Source organism: Ancylobacter polymorphus, assembly GCF_030813495.1.
GTDB lineage: Bacteria > Pseudomonadota > Alphaproteobacteria > Rhizobiales > Xanthobacteraceae > Ancylobacter > Ancylobacter polymorphus.
Window position 1 is genome coordinate 156,524 of the sequence record NZ_JAUSUI010000004.1, and the last position, 14,849, is coordinate 171,372.

At 67.6% G+C, this 14,849-nt stretch carries 14 protein-coding genes; 6 read left to right on the forward strand and 8 right to left on the reverse strand.

Annotated features, from left to right (window positions below):
* Positions 1-9: 9 nt before the first annotated feature.
* Together J2S75_RS10395 and xylF are read right to left on the reverse strand one after the other, a co-directional pair.
* The gene (locus J2S75_RS10395) at positions 10-1,332 is read right to left on the reverse strand and encodes a sugar ABC transporter permease (protein WP_307019792.1); all 1,323 of its coding nucleotides are present in this window, start codon (positions 1,330-1,332) and stop codon (positions 10-12) included.
* 100 nt (positions 1,333-1,432) lie between these two features.
* Positions 1,433-2,422 (reverse strand): D-xylose ABC transporter substrate-binding protein, encoded by a 990-nt coding sequence (gene xylF / locus J2S75_RS10400; RefSeq protein WP_307020069.1) that lies wholly within the window; start codon positions 2,420-2,422, stop codon positions 1,433-1,435.
* A gap of 341 nt (positions 2,423-2,763) precedes the next feature.
* Here xylF and J2S75_RS10405 point away from each other — a divergent pair, with 341 nt between their 5' ends.
* From J2S75_RS10405 to J2S75_RS10425, 5 genes are all read left to right on the forward strand, one after another.
* Positions 2,764-3,801, forward strand: a complete 1,038-nt coding sequence (locus tag J2S75_RS10405; protein WP_307019793.1) for a LacI family DNA-binding transcriptional regulator — start codon at positions 2,764-2,766, stop codon at positions 3,799-3,801.
* A gap of 35 nt (positions 3,802-3,836) precedes the next feature.
* A complete protein-coding gene (gene xylB, locus J2S75_RS10410; RefSeq protein ID WP_307019794.1) occupies positions 3,837-5,294 on the forward strand; it encodes a xylulokinase in 1,458 nt (485 codons plus the stop codon).
* Entirely contained in the window at positions 5,291-6,610 is a 1,320-nt protein-coding gene (xylA, locus tag J2S75_RS10415) for a xylose isomerase (protein WP_307019795.1), read from the forward strand. The genes xylB and xylA overlap by 4 nt, the downstream gene beginning before the upstream one ends.
* Positions 6,611-6,773: 163 nt before the next feature.
* Positions 6,774-7,406 carry a L,D-transpeptidase gene (locus tag J2S75_RS10420; protein WP_244375535.1) on the forward strand — a complete coding sequence of 211 codons (633 nt, stop codon included), beginning with the start codon at positions 6,774-6,776 and terminating at the stop codon, positions 7,404-7,406.
* 47 nt (positions 7,407-7,453) lie between these two features.
* Complete coding sequence (locus J2S75_RS10425) at positions 7,454-8,467, forward strand: amino acid ABC transporter substrate-binding protein (RefSeq protein ID WP_307019796.1); 1,014 nt, start codon at positions 7,454-7,456, stop codon at positions 8,465-8,467.
* Between the two features lie 111 nt (positions 8,468-8,578).
* On the opposite strand, the gene J2S75_RS10430 is transcribed toward J2S75_RS10425, so the two are convergent.
* The 4 genes from J2S75_RS10430 to J2S75_RS10445 form a co-directional block, all read right to left on the reverse strand.
* The gene (locus J2S75_RS10430; RefSeq protein ID WP_307019797.1) at positions 8,579-9,376 is read right to left on the reverse strand and encodes an enoyl-CoA hydratase/isomerase family protein; all 798 of its coding nucleotides are present in this window, start codon (positions 9,374-9,376) and stop codon (positions 8,579-8,581) included.
* The gene (locus tag J2S75_RS10435) at positions 9,373-10,635 is read right to left on the reverse strand and encodes a CaiB/BaiF CoA transferase family protein (RefSeq protein WP_307019798.1); all 1,263 of its coding nucleotides are present in this window, start codon (positions 10,633-10,635) and stop codon (positions 9,373-9,375) included. The genes J2S75_RS10430 and J2S75_RS10435 overlap by 4 nt, the downstream gene beginning before the upstream one ends.
* Positions 10,636-10,714: 79 nt before the next feature.
* A complete protein-coding gene (locus J2S75_RS10440; RefSeq protein WP_307019799.1) occupies positions 10,715-11,437 on the reverse strand; it encodes a GntR family transcriptional regulator in 723 nt (240 codons plus the stop codon).
* 86 nt (positions 11,438-11,523) lie between these two features.
* Positions 11,524-11,937, reverse strand: coding sequence for a winged helix-turn-helix transcriptional regulator (locus J2S75_RS10445; protein ID WP_244375545.1), 414 nt, complete (start codon positions 11,935-11,937; stop codon positions 11,524-11,526).
* Positions 11,938-12,039: 102 nt separating this feature from the next.
* On the opposite strand from J2S75_RS10445, the gene J2S75_RS10450 reads away from it, so the two are divergent.
* Positions 12,040-12,636, forward strand: coding sequence for an FMN-dependent NADH-azoreductase (locus tag J2S75_RS10450; RefSeq protein WP_307019801.1), 597 nt, complete (start codon positions 12,040-12,042; stop codon positions 12,634-12,636).
* A 126-nt stretch (positions 12,637-12,762) separates the two neighbouring features.
* On the opposite strand, the gene J2S75_RS10455 is transcribed toward J2S75_RS10450, so the two are convergent.
* Together J2S75_RS10455 and J2S75_RS10460 are read right to left on the reverse strand one after the other, a co-directional pair.
* Positions 12,763-13,449: a GntR family transcriptional regulator gene (locus J2S75_RS10455; protein WP_307019802.1), complete on the reverse strand. Its 687-nt coding sequence runs from the start codon at positions 13,447-13,449 to the stop codon at positions 12,763-12,765.
* Between the two features lie 119 nt (positions 13,450-13,568).
* The gene (locus J2S75_RS10460) at positions 13,569-14,774 is read right to left on the reverse strand and encodes a pyridoxal-phosphate-dependent aminotransferase family protein (protein WP_307019804.1); all 1,206 of its coding nucleotides are present in this window, start codon (positions 14,772-14,774) and stop codon (positions 13,569-13,571) included.
* Positions 14,775-14,849: the final 75 nt, after the last annotated feature.

Genomic DNA, 14,849 nt, shown 5'->3' on the forward strand with positions numbered 1-14,849 from the left:
TCGCGCTCCTCACTTGATCCGCTTGCGATAGACCGTGTCGATCCACACGGCGACGACCAGCACGATGCCGACCACGATGTTCTGATAGGGCGTGTCGACGCGCATCAGCACCATGCCCGACTGCAGGCTCTGCATGACCAGCGCGCCGACCATGGCACCGACGATGGTGCCAGAGCCGCCGGCGAGCGAGGTGCCGCCGATGACCGCGGCGGCGATGACGTACAGTTCGTCCAGCGTGCCCTGCGCATTGGTCGCCGAGTTGAGGCGGGCGGTGGAGATGGCGGCGCCGATGGCGGCGAGCGCGCCCATCAGCGCGAACACGGCGAGCGTCACCCGCCTGGTGTTGATGCCGGCGAGTTCCGCCGCCTCCGGATTGCCGCCGATGGCGAAGACATAGCGGCCGAAGCGGGTGCGGGTGGTCACGAACGTCATGACGATGCCGACCGCCACCGCCACCAGCACGGGAATGGCATAGCCGAAGCTGATCGACAGGCCCTCCGGCGGCACGGTGAGGCCGGCAGCCTCGGCATAGCGGCGGGCGAGGGCGGGGGGCAGCGTATAGGCGTTGACCACCAGCGTCGCCGCGATCACCGCCAGGCAGCCGGAGATGACGAGCGTGAACTCGGCCCAGACGGGCTTCAGCGGGAAGTGGAAGCGCTGGCGCTGGCGGCGCGCCTGCACTGCGGCGAAGGCGATGGCGAGGCAGGCGATCACGGCGATCACCCAGCTCCACATCTCGCCGACCGAGCCATTGGCGCCGCCACCGAGCAGCTTGAAATTGTCGTCGACCAGCGGGATCGTCTTGCCCTCGGCCACCGCCCAGGCGGCGCCGCGCCACACGAGCAGGCCGCCCAGCGTGACGATGAAGGCCGGAACGCCGAGATAGGCGATGACGAAGCCGTGCAGCGCGCCGATGGCCGCGCCGATGCCGATGCCGGCGGCGAGGGTGAGGACGATCACGGCGGGATGGTTGAAGCCGAAGGTCGGCAGCAGGTAATTGACCTGGAACACCGCCATGATCATGCCGGTGACGCCGAGGATGGAGCCCACCGACAGGTCGATGTGGCGCATCACGATCACCAGCACCATGCCGGTGGACATGACGGCGATTGAGGAACTCTGGACCGAGAGGTTCCAGAGATTGCGGGCGGTGAGGAACGTGCCGCCGGCGAGGAAATCGAACACCACCCAGATGACGGCAAGGGCGCCGAGCATGCCGAGGAAGCGGACATCGATTTCCAGCGCGCCGATGAAGCTGGCGGGCGCGGCGGCGGGGGCGGAGCCGGAAGCCCGCGAGGCGGGGGCCGGCGTCGTGGTGGTGGTGTCTGTCATGAGCGTTCTCTCCCCGCCGCGCGCTGGGTGCGGTGACGCCGCCGCAGCGGCAGGGTGAGCCCCCGCCGCGCGGATCGTTACCGGACCGGCGGCTGCCGGATCAGTTGCAGGCCTTCACCGTGCCGGGCTTCACGCCCTGGCAGACCGTCGCCTTCGGCACCCAGCCGGCGTCGATGATCACGTCGAGATTGTCCTTGGTGATCGGCACGGGCTTGAGGAAGGTGGAGTTCATCGCCACGCCCTTCGGGCCGCCGGTGAAGGTGGTGGTGCCCTTCACCGCCTTGGGATCGGTGCCCTTGGCGAGGTCGATGGCGATTTCGGCGGCGCGCTTGCCGAGTTCGCGCGAGTCCTTCCACACTGACACGGTCTGGGTGCCGAGCGCGATGCGGTTCAGCGCGGCGAAATCGGCGTCCTGGCCGGACACCGGCACCGAGCCGGCGAGGCCCTGGGCCGCGAGCGCGGCGATGGCGCCGCCGGCGGTGCCGTCATTGGAGGCGACGACGGCGTCGACCTTGTTGTTGTTGGCGGTCAGCATCTGCTCGGTGTTGCGCTGGGCATTGGCGGGCAGCCAGCTGTCCGTGTACGCCTCGCCGACATTCTTGATGTCGCCCTTGTCGATGGAGGGCTTCAACACTTCCATCTGGCCGGAGAACAGGAAGTCGGCGTTGGGATCGGAGGCCGAACCCTTGATGAAGATGTAATTGCCCTTCGGCTTCACCTTCATCACCTCGGCGGCCTGCAGGCGGCCGACTTCCTTGTTGTCGAAGGTGATGTAGTAGGCATAGGGATTCTCGATCAGCCGGTCATAGCCGACCACCGGGATGCCCTCGTTCTGCGCCTTGGTGATGGCGGGGGCAATGGCGTCGGAATCCTGCGCCAGAATGATGAGGGCGGTGGCGCCCTGGGCGATCAGCGCCTCGACATCCGAAAGCTGCTTGGCGGCGGAGGACTGCGCATCGGCCGAGATGTACTTGGCGCCGGCGGCGTCGAGCGCCTTCTTGATCGCGGTCTCGTCGGTCTTCCAGCGCTCTTCCTGGAAGTTCGACCAGCTCACGCCGACCACCGGCTGCTGGGCATGGGCGGCGCCCATCGCCAGAACCGTGGTGAGGGCCACGGCGGAAATCGTCAGTTTCAGATTCATCTATTCCTCCCAAGGGGATGCGACAGGCGGGGTGCCGGTGGCTGGGCGTGCCGCCCCGAAGGAGCGACGCCTGCCGCGGTCGTTATCCTGACGTTCGAACCTCAGTGAGGCTCGATCGCCGTCAAGTCGTTGGCCGACGGTGACGCCGGCGGTACGGTTTCACCTCGCTTATCGAGGTGGTGATGGTCAAGGTAACAAATCGTGATGCCGACCGCTTGTCGATCTTTGGTCTAAAGCGGCGGTCCACAGCCTGAGTTGCGTACCTCAGATTTTGAGGGCAACATGGCGTCATGTCCAGAGGTGTTTCGCGCATAACCCTGCAAGATGTTGCCCGGGAGGCCGGCGTTTCGCTGGCCACCGCCGACCGCGTGCTCAATGGCCGCGCCGGCGTGCGCGGCATCACGGCGGAGCGGGTGAAGCAGGCGGTGGCCCGTCTCGGCTACCGCCCGAACCTCGCCGCCGCCCGGCTGGCGCGGGGGGAAACCTATCGTTTCTGCTTCGTGCTGCCGGCCGGTGCGAATGTGTTCATGCGCATGCTGGCCGAGCAGGTGGCGAACACGGCGAGCTGGCTGGCGGCCAACAACGCCTATATCGACACGCTGCGCGTCGACGTATTCGCGCCGGAGACGCTGGCGACGGCGCTTGAGGGGTTGATCGGCCATTATGACGGGGTGGCGGTGGTCGCGCTCGACCATCCGCGCGTGCGGGCGGCGATTGACGACCTCGCGTCTTCCGGCATCGCCGTGGTGACGCTCGTGTCGGACGTACCGTCCTCGCACCGGCTGCATTATGTCGGCATCGACAACATCGCCGCCGGCCGCACCGCCGCCACCCTGCTCGGCCGCTTCGCCGGCGGGCGGCGCGGCTCGATCGGCCTCATCGTCGGCACGCCGGCCCTGCGCGACCATGCCGAGCGCCAGTTCGGCTTCACCCAGGTGATGGCCGGCGAATACACGGCGCTGAAGGTGCTGCCGGTGCGCGAGAGCCTCGACGAGGACGAGCGCAACGAGGCCATCGTCTCGCAGATGCTGCGCGAGGTGCCGGACCTGATCGGCGTCTACAATGTCGGCGCCGGCAATCGCGGCATCGCCGCGGCGGTCTCCGCCGCCAACCGCGCCGGCGACCTCATCTTCATCGGCCACGACCTCACCGACGACACGCGCCGCTTCCTGCTGCGCGGGGTGATGGACGCGGTCATCAACCAGGATGCCGGGCACCAGTCGCGCTCGGCCGCCCGGGTGCTGCTGGCCCATTGCGCCGGCGAGCCGCTGCTGAACGAGCAGGAGCGCATCCGCATCGACATCTTCGTGCGGGACAACCTGCCGTGACCTTCCTTCTCCGTTGTGCCGAAAGGGTGTGAGGCATGTATCTCGGCCTCGATATTGGAACCTCCGCCATCAAGGCGGTGCTCGTCGATGACGGGCAGAACGTCCTCGCGACGGCGGAGACGCCGCTGGCGATCTCCCGTCCGCAGCCGGGCTTCAGCGAACAGAACCCGGAGGACTGGTGGCAGGCAACGCTCGCCAGCATCGACAAGCTGAAGGCGGAACAGCCTGCAGCGCTCGCCGCAGTGCGCGGCATCGGCCTTTCCGGCCAGATGCACGGCGCGGTGCTGCTGGATGCCTTCGGCAAGGTGCTGCGTCCGGCCATTCTGTGGAATGACGGGCGCTCCTCCGCCGAATGCCGCGAACTTGAAGATCGCTTCCCGGCGCTGCACAGGATAGCCGGCAATCTCGCCTTCCCCGGTTTCACCGCGCCCAAGCTGTTGTGGGTGCGCAAACATGAGCCGGACCTGTTCGCCCGCACGGCCAAGGTGTTGCTGCCCAAGGCCTATGTCGGCTACCGCCTCACCGGCGAGATGGTGGAGGAGATGTCGGACGCCTCGGGCACGCTCTGGCTCGATGTCGGCCGGCGCGACTGGTCGGACGAGGCGCTTGCCGCCACCTACCTCTCGCGCGAGCACATGCCGCGCCTTGTCGAGGGCAGCGCGGCGGCCGGGCGGATCAAGCCGGAACTGGCGGCGCGCTGGGGCATGGAGACGCCGCCGGTGCTCGCCGGCGGGGCGGGCGACAATGCCGCCGGCGCCATCGGGCTCGGGGCGATCGGCGCCAATGACGCCTTCGTCTCGCTCGGCACCTCGGGCGTCCTCTGGGCGACGACGGACCGTTACGCGCCGAACCCGCAATCGAGCGTGCACGCCTTCTGCCACGCCATTCCCGCCACCTGGCACCAGATGGGGGTGATCCTGTCGGCCGCCTCGGCGCTGGGCTGGTGGGCGAATGTGGCGAAGGAAGCGCCGGGCGACCTGCTGGCGCCGCTGGGCGACGCGCCCAAGGCGCCCTCGCGCGCCACTTTCCTGCCCTATCTCTCCGGCGAGCGGACGCCGCACAACGACACGGCGATCCGCGCCGCCTTCATCGGCATGGACCACGACACCGGCCGGGACGAACTGACCCAGGCGGTGCTGGAAGGTGTGTCCTTCGCCTTCAAGGACTGCCTCGATGCGCTGACCGCCGCCGGCACGCGCCTCACCCAGGCCGATGTCATTGGCGGCGGCTCGCGCTCGCGCTTCTGGATCGCGGTGCTGGCCAGCGTGCTCGGCATTCCGCTCAACCGCGTCGAGGATGGCGAGCGGGGCGGGGCCTTCGGCGCCGCGCGGCTCGCCCGCATGGCGGCGACCGGCGAGAGCCCGGCCGAGATCTGCCTGCCGCCGCGCCGCATCGAGACCATCGAACCCGATCCCGTTCTTCAACAGGCCTATGCGGAACGCCACGCGCTCTACAAGGCGCTGTACCCCGCGCTCAAGGGAGTGACCTCATGACCGCCCGCTTCTTCCCCTCCATCAGCAAGCTGACATATACGGGGCCCGAGAGCCGGGATCCGCTCGCCTTCCACTGGTACGACAAGGACCGGGTGGTGCTGGGCAAGCGCATGGAAGACCATCTGCGCTTCGCCGTCGCCTATTGGCACAGCTTCACCTGGCCGGGCGGCGACCCCTTCGGCGGCGAGACCTTCCTGCGCCCGTGGATGCACGGCACGGACGAGCTGGCGCTCGCGCGCGCCAAGGCGGATGTGGCGTTCGAGCTGTTCGACATTCTCGACGTGCCGTTCTTCGCCTTCCATGACCGCGACATCGCCCCCGAGGGCAAGACGCTGGCGGAATCCAACGCCAATGTCCGCGCCATCGCCGACATCTTCGCCAAGAAGATGGAGACGTCGAAGACCAAGCTGCTATGGGGCACGGCGAACCTGTTCTCCAACCGGCGCTTCATGTCCGGCGCGGCGACCAATCCGGACCCGGATGTGTTCGCCTATTCCGCCGCGCAGGTGAAGAACGTGCTGGAAGTGACGCACGAGCTGGGCGGCGAGAACTATGTGCTGTGGGGCGGCCGCGAGGGCTATGAGACGCTGCTCAACACCGATCTCAAGCGCGAACTCGACCAGATGGCGCGCTTCCTCAACCTCGTGGTCGAGCACAAGCACAAGATCGGCTTCAAGGGCACGATCCTGATCGAGCCGAAGCCGCAGGAGCCGACCAAGCACCAGTACGATTTCGATGTCGGCACGGTGTACGGCCTGCTCTGCCGCGCCGGTCTGGAGAAGGAAGTGAAGGTCAATATCGAGGCCAACCACGCCACGCTCGCCGGCCACAGCTTCGAGCACGAGATCGCCATGGCGGCAGCGCTCGGCATTTTCGGCTCCATCGACATGAACAAGGGCGACGCACAGTCGGGCTGGGATACCGACCAGTTCCCGACCAATGTCGAGGACACGGCGCTCGCCATGTACGAAATCCTGCGTGCGGGCGGCTACACCACCGGCGGCACCAATTTCGACGCCAAGGTGCGGCGCCAGTCGATCGAGCCGGAAGACCTCGTCATCGCCCATGCGGCGGCGATGGATGTGTGCGCCCGCGCCCTGCTGATCGCCGCCGACATGATCGAGGACGGCGCGCTGCAGAAGGCGGTCGATGAACGCTATGCCGGCTGGGAGGTCCCCGCCAACAAGGCGATGCTCGCCGCCGACAGCTCGCTGGAAGCGATCGCCGCCCGCGTCGCGGCGGAAGGGCTCGACCCGCAGCCGCGCTCCGGCCGGCAGGAGCGGCTTGAGGCGCTGGTGGGCAGCTACCTGCGCTGAGTGCCGGCGCTCTGCGACACGATCTGCGCCGGCACGTCTGGCGCAGATTTCATCAAACAGTGATTGACTTTAGGTCATAATCCTCTTTCGATCCCGACCCAGGGAGCGACCCGTGACTCGGTGGCGCGCGTGCGCGTGCGCCCGGTTCTCAGAGGGGAATGACATGCGTCTTCATCATGTGGGAGCAGGCCTGATCGGGGCGGCGCTGGCGCTGGCTCTCGCGCTTCCCCTCGGCCCGGCTGTGGCGCAGATGCGACCGGCGGCGGGCATGGGCAACCAGATCGTCGATGTGCCGGAGAAGCCCGGCTATGTGCCCTCGGCCGATGAGGAGCAGCTGGACCCGGCCTTCCGCCGGCAGCCGGTGTATTTCCGCACCAATGAGCCGCCGGGGACGATCATCGTCCACACCAATGAGCGTTTCCTCTATCTCGTGCTCGGCGACAACCGGGCGCTGCGCTACGGTATCGGCGTCGGCCGCGACGGTTTCCAGTGGGCCGGGCTGCAGAAGGTGAGCCGCAAGGCGGAATGGCCGGACTGGACCCCGCCGCCGGAAATGATCCAGCGCCAGCCCTACCTGCCGCGTTTCATGGCTGGCGGACCGGGCAACCCGATGGGCGCCGCCGCGCTCTATCTCGGCTCCACCGTCTACCGCATCCACGGCACCAACATGCCGAACACGATCGGCATGGCGATTTCGTCCGGCTGCTTCCGGCTGGTCAATTCGGACGTGCAGGACCTCTACAACCGCGTCCCGGTGGGGACGAAGGTGGTCATCCGGCAGGCGCCCGAGCTGTGAGCGCAGCACGTCCTGCCGCACGGCTTTCGATCGACATTGGGGGAAAAATGAACAGGATCGCAACCGCGCTGGCCGCCGCCGGCGTTCTGCTCTCGGCCGGCTTCGCGCAGGCGGGCACGCTGGCGGATGTGAAGGCGCGCGGCACGCTGAAATGCGGCGTCAGCCAGGGCCTCGCCGGCTTTTCCGCCAAGGACGACAAGGGCCAGTGGTCCGGCTTCGATGTCGATTTCTGCAAGGCGGTGGCCGCGGCGATCTTCGATGACGCCAGCAAGGTGGAGTATGTGCCGCTCTCGGCCGAGGCGCGCTTCCCTGCCCTGCAGAAGGGCGAGATCGACCTGCTCTCGCGCAACTCCACCTGGACCATGCAGCGCGAGGCCGATCTCGGCCTGCTGTTCGCCGCCGTCTCCTATTATGACGGCCAGGGCTTCATGGTGCCGGCGGCCAAGAATGTGATGGGCGCGCTGGAACTCGGCGGTTCCAAGGTCTGCACCCAGGCCGGCACCACGAGCATCGGCAACGTTCAGGACTACTTCAAGCAGAACAAGATGGAGCTGGAGCTGATCCAGCTTCCCACCGTCGACGAGGTGGTGAAGGCCTATGCCGACGGCAAATGCGACGTGCTGACCACCGACGTGTCGCAGCTCTATGCACTGCGGCTGAAGCTGCCGAAGCCCGCCGACCATGTCGTGCTGCCCGACGTGATCTCCAAGGAGCCGCTCGGCCCGGTGGTGCGCCAGGGCGACGACAATTGGCTGAACGTCGTCAAGTGGAGCTTCTACGCGCTGGTGAACGCGGAGGAACTGGGCATCGGCACCGGCACGCTCGACCAGGCGGCACAGTCCGCCAAGCCGGATGTGCAGCGCTTCGTCGGATCCGATGGCGCCTATGGCGAGAAGCTGGGCCTGACCAAGGACTGGGCCATGCGCATCGTCAAGAGCGTCGGCAATTACGGCGACGTGTTTGAGCGCAATGTCGGCGCGCAGTCGCCGCTCGGCATTCCGCGCGGCATCAACCAGCTGTGGAGCACCGGCGGCATCCAGTACGCACCGCCGATCCGCTGAGGCGGGTTTTCGAGCCGTCATCCCGGAACGGCCGTGAGGCCGTGTCCGGGATCGCCGACATGTTGGAGAGCGATCCCTGCTCTGCGGCCGGGATGACGGTCTTTCCCTCCGCTACTCGCCCCGCCACTGTGCCGGGCGCTTGGCGAGGAAAGCCTCCACCCCTTCGCGGAAATCCGCGCTGCCATAGATTTCCCGCACGAGGTCGGCATCGCCCGCGCCGGGATCATGGGCGAGGCGATCCAGCATCTGCTTGGTGACGCGCAGGGTGAGCGGCGCATGGGCCGCGAGGCGCGTGCACAGCGCGTCCACCGCCGCATCCAGCGCCTCAGGCGCGTGGATCGCGACATAGCCGGGGGGCATCTCCTCGGCGGTCGGGGTCTCGGCGGCGAGCAGCATGCGGCGGACCATGCCGAGGCCAAGCGCGGCGACCAGCCGCCGCAGATTCGCCATCGACAGGCAATTGCCCAGCGTGCGGGCAATGGGCACGCCGAAGCGCGCACCGGGCGTCGCCAGACGGAAATCGCAGGCATTGGCGATGGCCATGCCGCCGCCGACCGCCCAGCCTTCCACCACCGCGACAGTCGGCACCGGCAGCTGTTCGAGACGGCGCATGTAGTGCTCGACCTTCGCCTCATAGGCGAGGCCGTCCTCGCCGGAGAAGCCGCGGAACTGTTCGATATCCGTGCCGGCGACGAACGCCTTGCCGCCGGCCCCGCGCAGCACCGCGACGCGGATGGCGGGATCGGCAGCGATGGCGGCGAGGCCCTGCGCCATCTCCTCATACATGCGCCAGCTCATGGCGTTGCGGGCGGTGGGGCGGTCGAAGACGAGGTGAGCGACGGCCCCCTCGCGGGTGAAGTGGACGCGGCCCTCAACGGGCGCGGGGCTTGCACTGTCGGGGGCGCTCATGGGGCGAAGGCTCCGCGCTGGGTCAGGCTTTCCACCGCCGCTTCGTCGAGGCCGATCTCCCGCAGCACGTCGTCCGTATGCTGGCCCAGCAGCGGGGGATGGAGCCGCACCTGCTGCGGCGTGCCGGTGAGCTTCACCGCGAAGCCGATATTCGACACCTTGCCCTCGTGGGGGTGGTCGATTTCCATCCGCATCTGCCGGTGGCGGCCATGTTCGCTCTCGAAGGCCTGGGGGTAGGTGTACATCGTGCCGGCGGGGATGCCGACGGCGAGCAGGGCTTCGACCCATTCGTCGGAGGTACGGGTGGCGAAGGTCTTTTCCAGCTCGGCGATGAGGGCCTCGCGATTGTCCAGCCGGTCGGGAATGGTAGTGAAGCGCGGATCGGCGGCCAGATCCGGCCGCTCCAGCGTCTCGCACAGCTGCAGCCACAGCTTCTGGCTGGTGGCACCCATGACGAAATAGCCGTCCTGCGATTTCACCGCCTGGTAGGGCGCGGTCATGCGGTTGGCGGTGCCGAGCGGGATCGGCTCGGTGCCGCGCCCCCAATATTCCGAAATGTCCCAGACGGAGAAGGCCAGCGCCGCCTCGAACAGCGAGGCGTCGATATACTGGCCCTCGCCGGTGTTCTTCGCGCCGATATAGGCGCCGAGCACCGCATAGGTGGCGAACAGGCCGCAGCCGATATCGGCCACCGGTACGCCGGCCTTGACCGGCGGGCCGCCGGGATGGCCGGTGACGCTCATCACGCCGGACATGGCCTGCGCCATCAGATCAAAGCCGGGACGGCCGGCCCAGGGGCCGGTCTGGCCGAAGCCGGAAATGGAAGCGTAGACGAGGCGGGGATTATAGGCCCGCACCGTCTCATAATCGCATTTCAGCTTCTTCATCACGCCGGGCCGGTAGTTCTCGACCAGAATGTCGGCGGTCTTCACCAGCTCGTAGAAGGCCTCGCGCCCGGCCTCGCTCTTGAGGTTGAGCGCGACGGAGCGCTTGTTGCGGTTCATGTTGAGGAAGCCCATGGAATCCGGGCCTTTCATCTTGAAGCCCATGGCGCCGCGCGTCTGGTCGCCGGTGCCGGGCGGCTCGATCTTGATGACGTCAGCGCCGAGATCGCCGAGCAGCATGCAGCTATAGGGGCCAGCCATCACCTGGCTGACATCGAGCACGCGCACGCCGGCGAGCGGCAGGGGGCGTGGGGCTTTCGCGGCCCCGGAAGCCGGCGCGGCGTCCGGCGGCGCCTGATCGAGAACATCGCTCATGGGTCTCTCCCCGCTCACTGATGATTTAAAATCAATAATTACAGATTGGTCGTTCGTGCCCGCCATGTGAGCCCCTGGCTCAGGCCTCCTGCGGGGCCGGCACGGACCCGCCGCGCGGCGACGGGTCTGCGGCGCCGGTGCGCGTCCGCTCGATGAAGGCGCGGGCAATGCCGGCGGTGGTGCCCATGACGTGGCGTTCCATAAGAGCGCCGAGGCGCGGGGCGTCGCGCGCCTCCAGCGCCTCGATCATGGCCTTGTGCTCCTCCACCGCCGCGGCCCAGTGATAGCGGCTCTTGCGCACCACGAAGCGGCAGGCATGGATGCGGGTGAGAATCTGCTGATAGTAGGCGGAGAGGGTGGCATTGCCGGCGATCGCGAAAAAGGCTTCGTGAATCAGCCGGTTATGCCGCAGATACTCCGCCTCCTCGTCCTTCTCGAAATGCCCCATCATGGCGTCGTGCAGGGTGCGTACGCGGGCGATGTCGTCATCGGAGGCGCGAGCGCACGCCAGCAAGCCGGCCAGCCGCTCCAGCGAGGCCATGATCGGGAAAAGCTCCTCGATCTGCTCCTCGGTGATGCGGGCGACGATGGCGCCGCGATGCGGCAGGATCTGCAGCACGCCTTCCGCCGCCAGCACCTTCAACGCCTCGCGGATGGGTGTGCGCGAGACGCCGAAACGCTCGCACAGCTGTTCCTCGGGCACCTTTTCCCCGGGGCGCAATTCGCCTTGCAGGATCATCTCGCGCAGCGGGGCGACCAGAGATTCGTGCAGGGAATGACGGATGATCGGCGAGGAGGGCATAGGCGTTTCCGGCGGGGTGGGCCTTCAGCCTAGCGCGCCGGGAGGATTGCATCAATAATTATAGCGCGGACACCCCGGCGCGGCGGTCACAGGCCCGCCGCGCGTTGGAGCGGCCGCTCGTCCGGATCGGGCGCGGTGCGCCGGTCGAACGCCGCCTGCGCCTGCGCGATCTCATCGAGGTTCGCTTCCACCCACTGGCCGAGCGCCATCACCGGCCCGCGCAGAGAATGGCCGAGCGGGGTCAGCTCATAATCGACGCGCGGCGGAATGGTGGGGTAGACGGTGCGGGACACCAGCCCGTCGCGCTCCAGCCCGCGCAAAGTGAGGGTGAGCATGCGCTGGGAGATGCCGTTGACCATGCGCTTCATCTCGTTGAAGCGGCGCGGCCCGCCGGCCAGCAGCATGACGATGAGCACGCTCCATTTGTCGCCGACGCGCGCGAGCACGCGGCTGACCGCGAGGCAGCCCTCGGTATGGAAAGGTGGATGTTCCTCAGTCACTTCCGTGTGCCTCAGGGTGAGCCATGTGCGTTCTTGCGGAGTTTAGCGCAGGTATCTAGTTGGGTCAGTTACAAATCGTAACCAGCCAATCACGGTGGCTTCATGTCCAAGACCCTGCTTCACCTCGATTCCTCCATTCTCGGCGACCATTCGGTGAGCCGGCAGGTCAGCGCCGCTATCGTGGCGCGGCTCACCGCCGCCGATCCGTCGCTCGCGGTCGTCTATCGCGACCTCGCCGCCGACCCGCTGCCGCACGCGACGCCCGCCTCCATGCCGGCCGACCATCCGCTGTCCGGCGGCAAGGGCGATGCGGCGAGCCAGCAGGCGCTCGACGAATTCCTCGCCGCCGACATCGTGGTGGTGGGCGCGCCGATGTATAATTTCTCCGTTCCCACCCAGCTGCGGGCCTGGATCGACCGCATCCTGGTTCCGGGCAAGACCTTCGCCTATGGCGCCGGCGGTGCGGTGGAGGGGCTCGCCAAGGGCAAGCGGGTGATCGTGGCGCTGGCGCGCGGCGGCAGCTATGCCGATCCGTCCTTCGCCGCCGTGGCCGAGCACGCCGAGACCTATCTGCGCTGGGTGTTCGGCTTCATCGGGATCGAGCCGGAATTCATCATCGCCGAGGGCATCGCCGCCGGCCGTCGTGAAGCGGCGCTCGAAGCCGCGCTGAAGGATGCGGCCGCGCTGAAGGCGGCGTGAAGGCAATTGCCAGAGCGTCATCCCGGACGGCCATAGGCCGATCCGGGATCGCCTGCGGGACGGAGAGCGATCCCGGCTCTCCGCTTCGCTGCGGCCGGGATGACGTTCTGTTTGGAGGTCGCCCGCCTATTCCGCCGCCTGCGAATCCGTGCCTTCCAGCGATTCATGCACCATCGCCGCCTTGTGGCGCAGGTGCAGCTTGAGGATGGCGCCGAGGCGGACGCCGTCGCGGGCCTTGAGGGCGGCCATCATCTCCTCATGGTCGTCCACCGCCTCACGCCAACGCTCGCTCGACTTCTGGGCGACGAAGCGCACCGCGTGGATGCGAACCATCAGCGTCTGGTAGAGCTGGGCCAGCGCATGGTTGCCGGCCATGTCGAAGAACGCCTCATGGATTCGCCGGTTGAGGCGCAGATAGGCGGCCGGGTCGCCGGCGCGGTAATGCACCAGCATCTCGTCATGCATCGCCTGCACGCGGGCGATGTCGGCATCGGTGGCGCGGGCACAGGCGGCCTCGCCGGCCAGCGCCTCCATCGCGCCCATAATGGGGAAAAGCTCGTCCACCTCGTCGGGCGAGACGCGGGCGACGCTGGCGCCGCGATTGGGGGAGAGGATGACCAGCCCCTCATTGGCCAGCACCTTCAGCGCCTCGCGCAGCGGGGTGCGGGAGACGCCGAAACGCTGGCACAGCGCCTGTTCGGAGATCTTGTCGCCGGCCTTCAGATCGCCGCGCATCAGCATGTCGCGCAGCTGCGCGGCCAACTCGTCATGCAGGCTGCGCCGCGGAATGATGGCCGTGTCCGACATCGCCATATGGCGAATCTCCAAATGGCCGCGCACCCGGCGCGGCACCTGCGCAAATCTACCCCTAAATCGCTCCGGCCGGCGAATTTCGCAAGGTCAACGAAGGTTGCGCGGCCGGAGCGTGAGGATCACGCGGCGGCGCTGAGCGTGCCGCGGGCGCAGTCGGTGAGGTAGTCCATCGCCGCTTGCACGCCACCCTTCCTGTGCGGCACGCCGGCGACCGACAGGCCCATCTCGACGCCCGACAGCGCGCCGAGAATGGTGAGGTCGTTGGTATCGCCGAGATGGCCGATGCGGAAGACGCGGCCGGACAGCTTGGTGAGGCCGGTGCCAAGCGACATGTCGAAATGGTTCAGCGTCTTCTCGCGGAAGGCATCGGCGTCGTGGCCCTCGGGCATGAGCACGGCGGTCAGTGAGGACGAGTAGTATTTCGGATCGCGGCAGAGCACTTCCAGCCCCCAGGCGCGCACGGCGCGGCGGGTGGCCTCGGCATGGCGGTCGTGGCGGGCGAAGACATTGTCCAGCCCTTCCTCGTGCAGCATGTCGATGGCCTCGGCGAGGCCGTAGAGCAGGTTGGTGCCGGGCGTGTAGGGGAAATAGCCCTTCTCATTGTGGGGGAGCATCTCCTCCCACGACCAGAACAGCTTGGGCATGGTCGACTTCTTCGCCGCCGCCAGCGCCTTGGGCGAGAGGGCGTTGAAGGAGAGGCCGGGCGGCAGCATCAGCCCCTTCTGCGAACCGGAGACGGTGACATCGACGCCCCATTCGTCGTGGCGGAAGTCGATCGAGGCGAGAGAGGAGATGGTGTCGACCAGAAGCAGCGCCGGATGGCCGGCGGCGTCGATGGCCTTGCGCACTTCGGGAATGAGCGAGATGCAGCCGGTCGAGGTCTCGTTATGGACCACGCAGACCGCCTTGATGTCGTGGTTCTTGTCCTCGCGCAGCCGCGCCTCGATGGCGGCGGCATCGGCGCCGATGCGCCAGTCCGAGGCGATGAATTCCGGGTGCAGGCCGAGCTTGATCGCCATGTTCTTCCACAGCGTGGCGAAATGGCCGGTCTCGAACATCAGCACCTTGTCGCCGGGCGAGAGCACGTTGGCGAGGGCGGCTTCCCACGCGCCGGTGCCGGAGGCGGGGTAGATGATGACCGGGTTGGCGGTCTTGAAGACGCTCTTCATGCCTTCCAGGACGCGCTTGCCGAGCTTCTGGAACTCGGGACCGCGATGGTCGATGGTCGGCATGTCCATCGCGCGCAGGATGCGATCAGGCACCGGCGTGGGGCCCGGAATCTGCAGGAAATGACGACCCGCCACCCGGGCGGCATTGCTGGACATCTTTTTCTCTCCCTTGGTCGGCGCTGATGCGCGCGCCTCTTCACGGCTGCGAGCGGGCGGCTGGTGACGACCCGC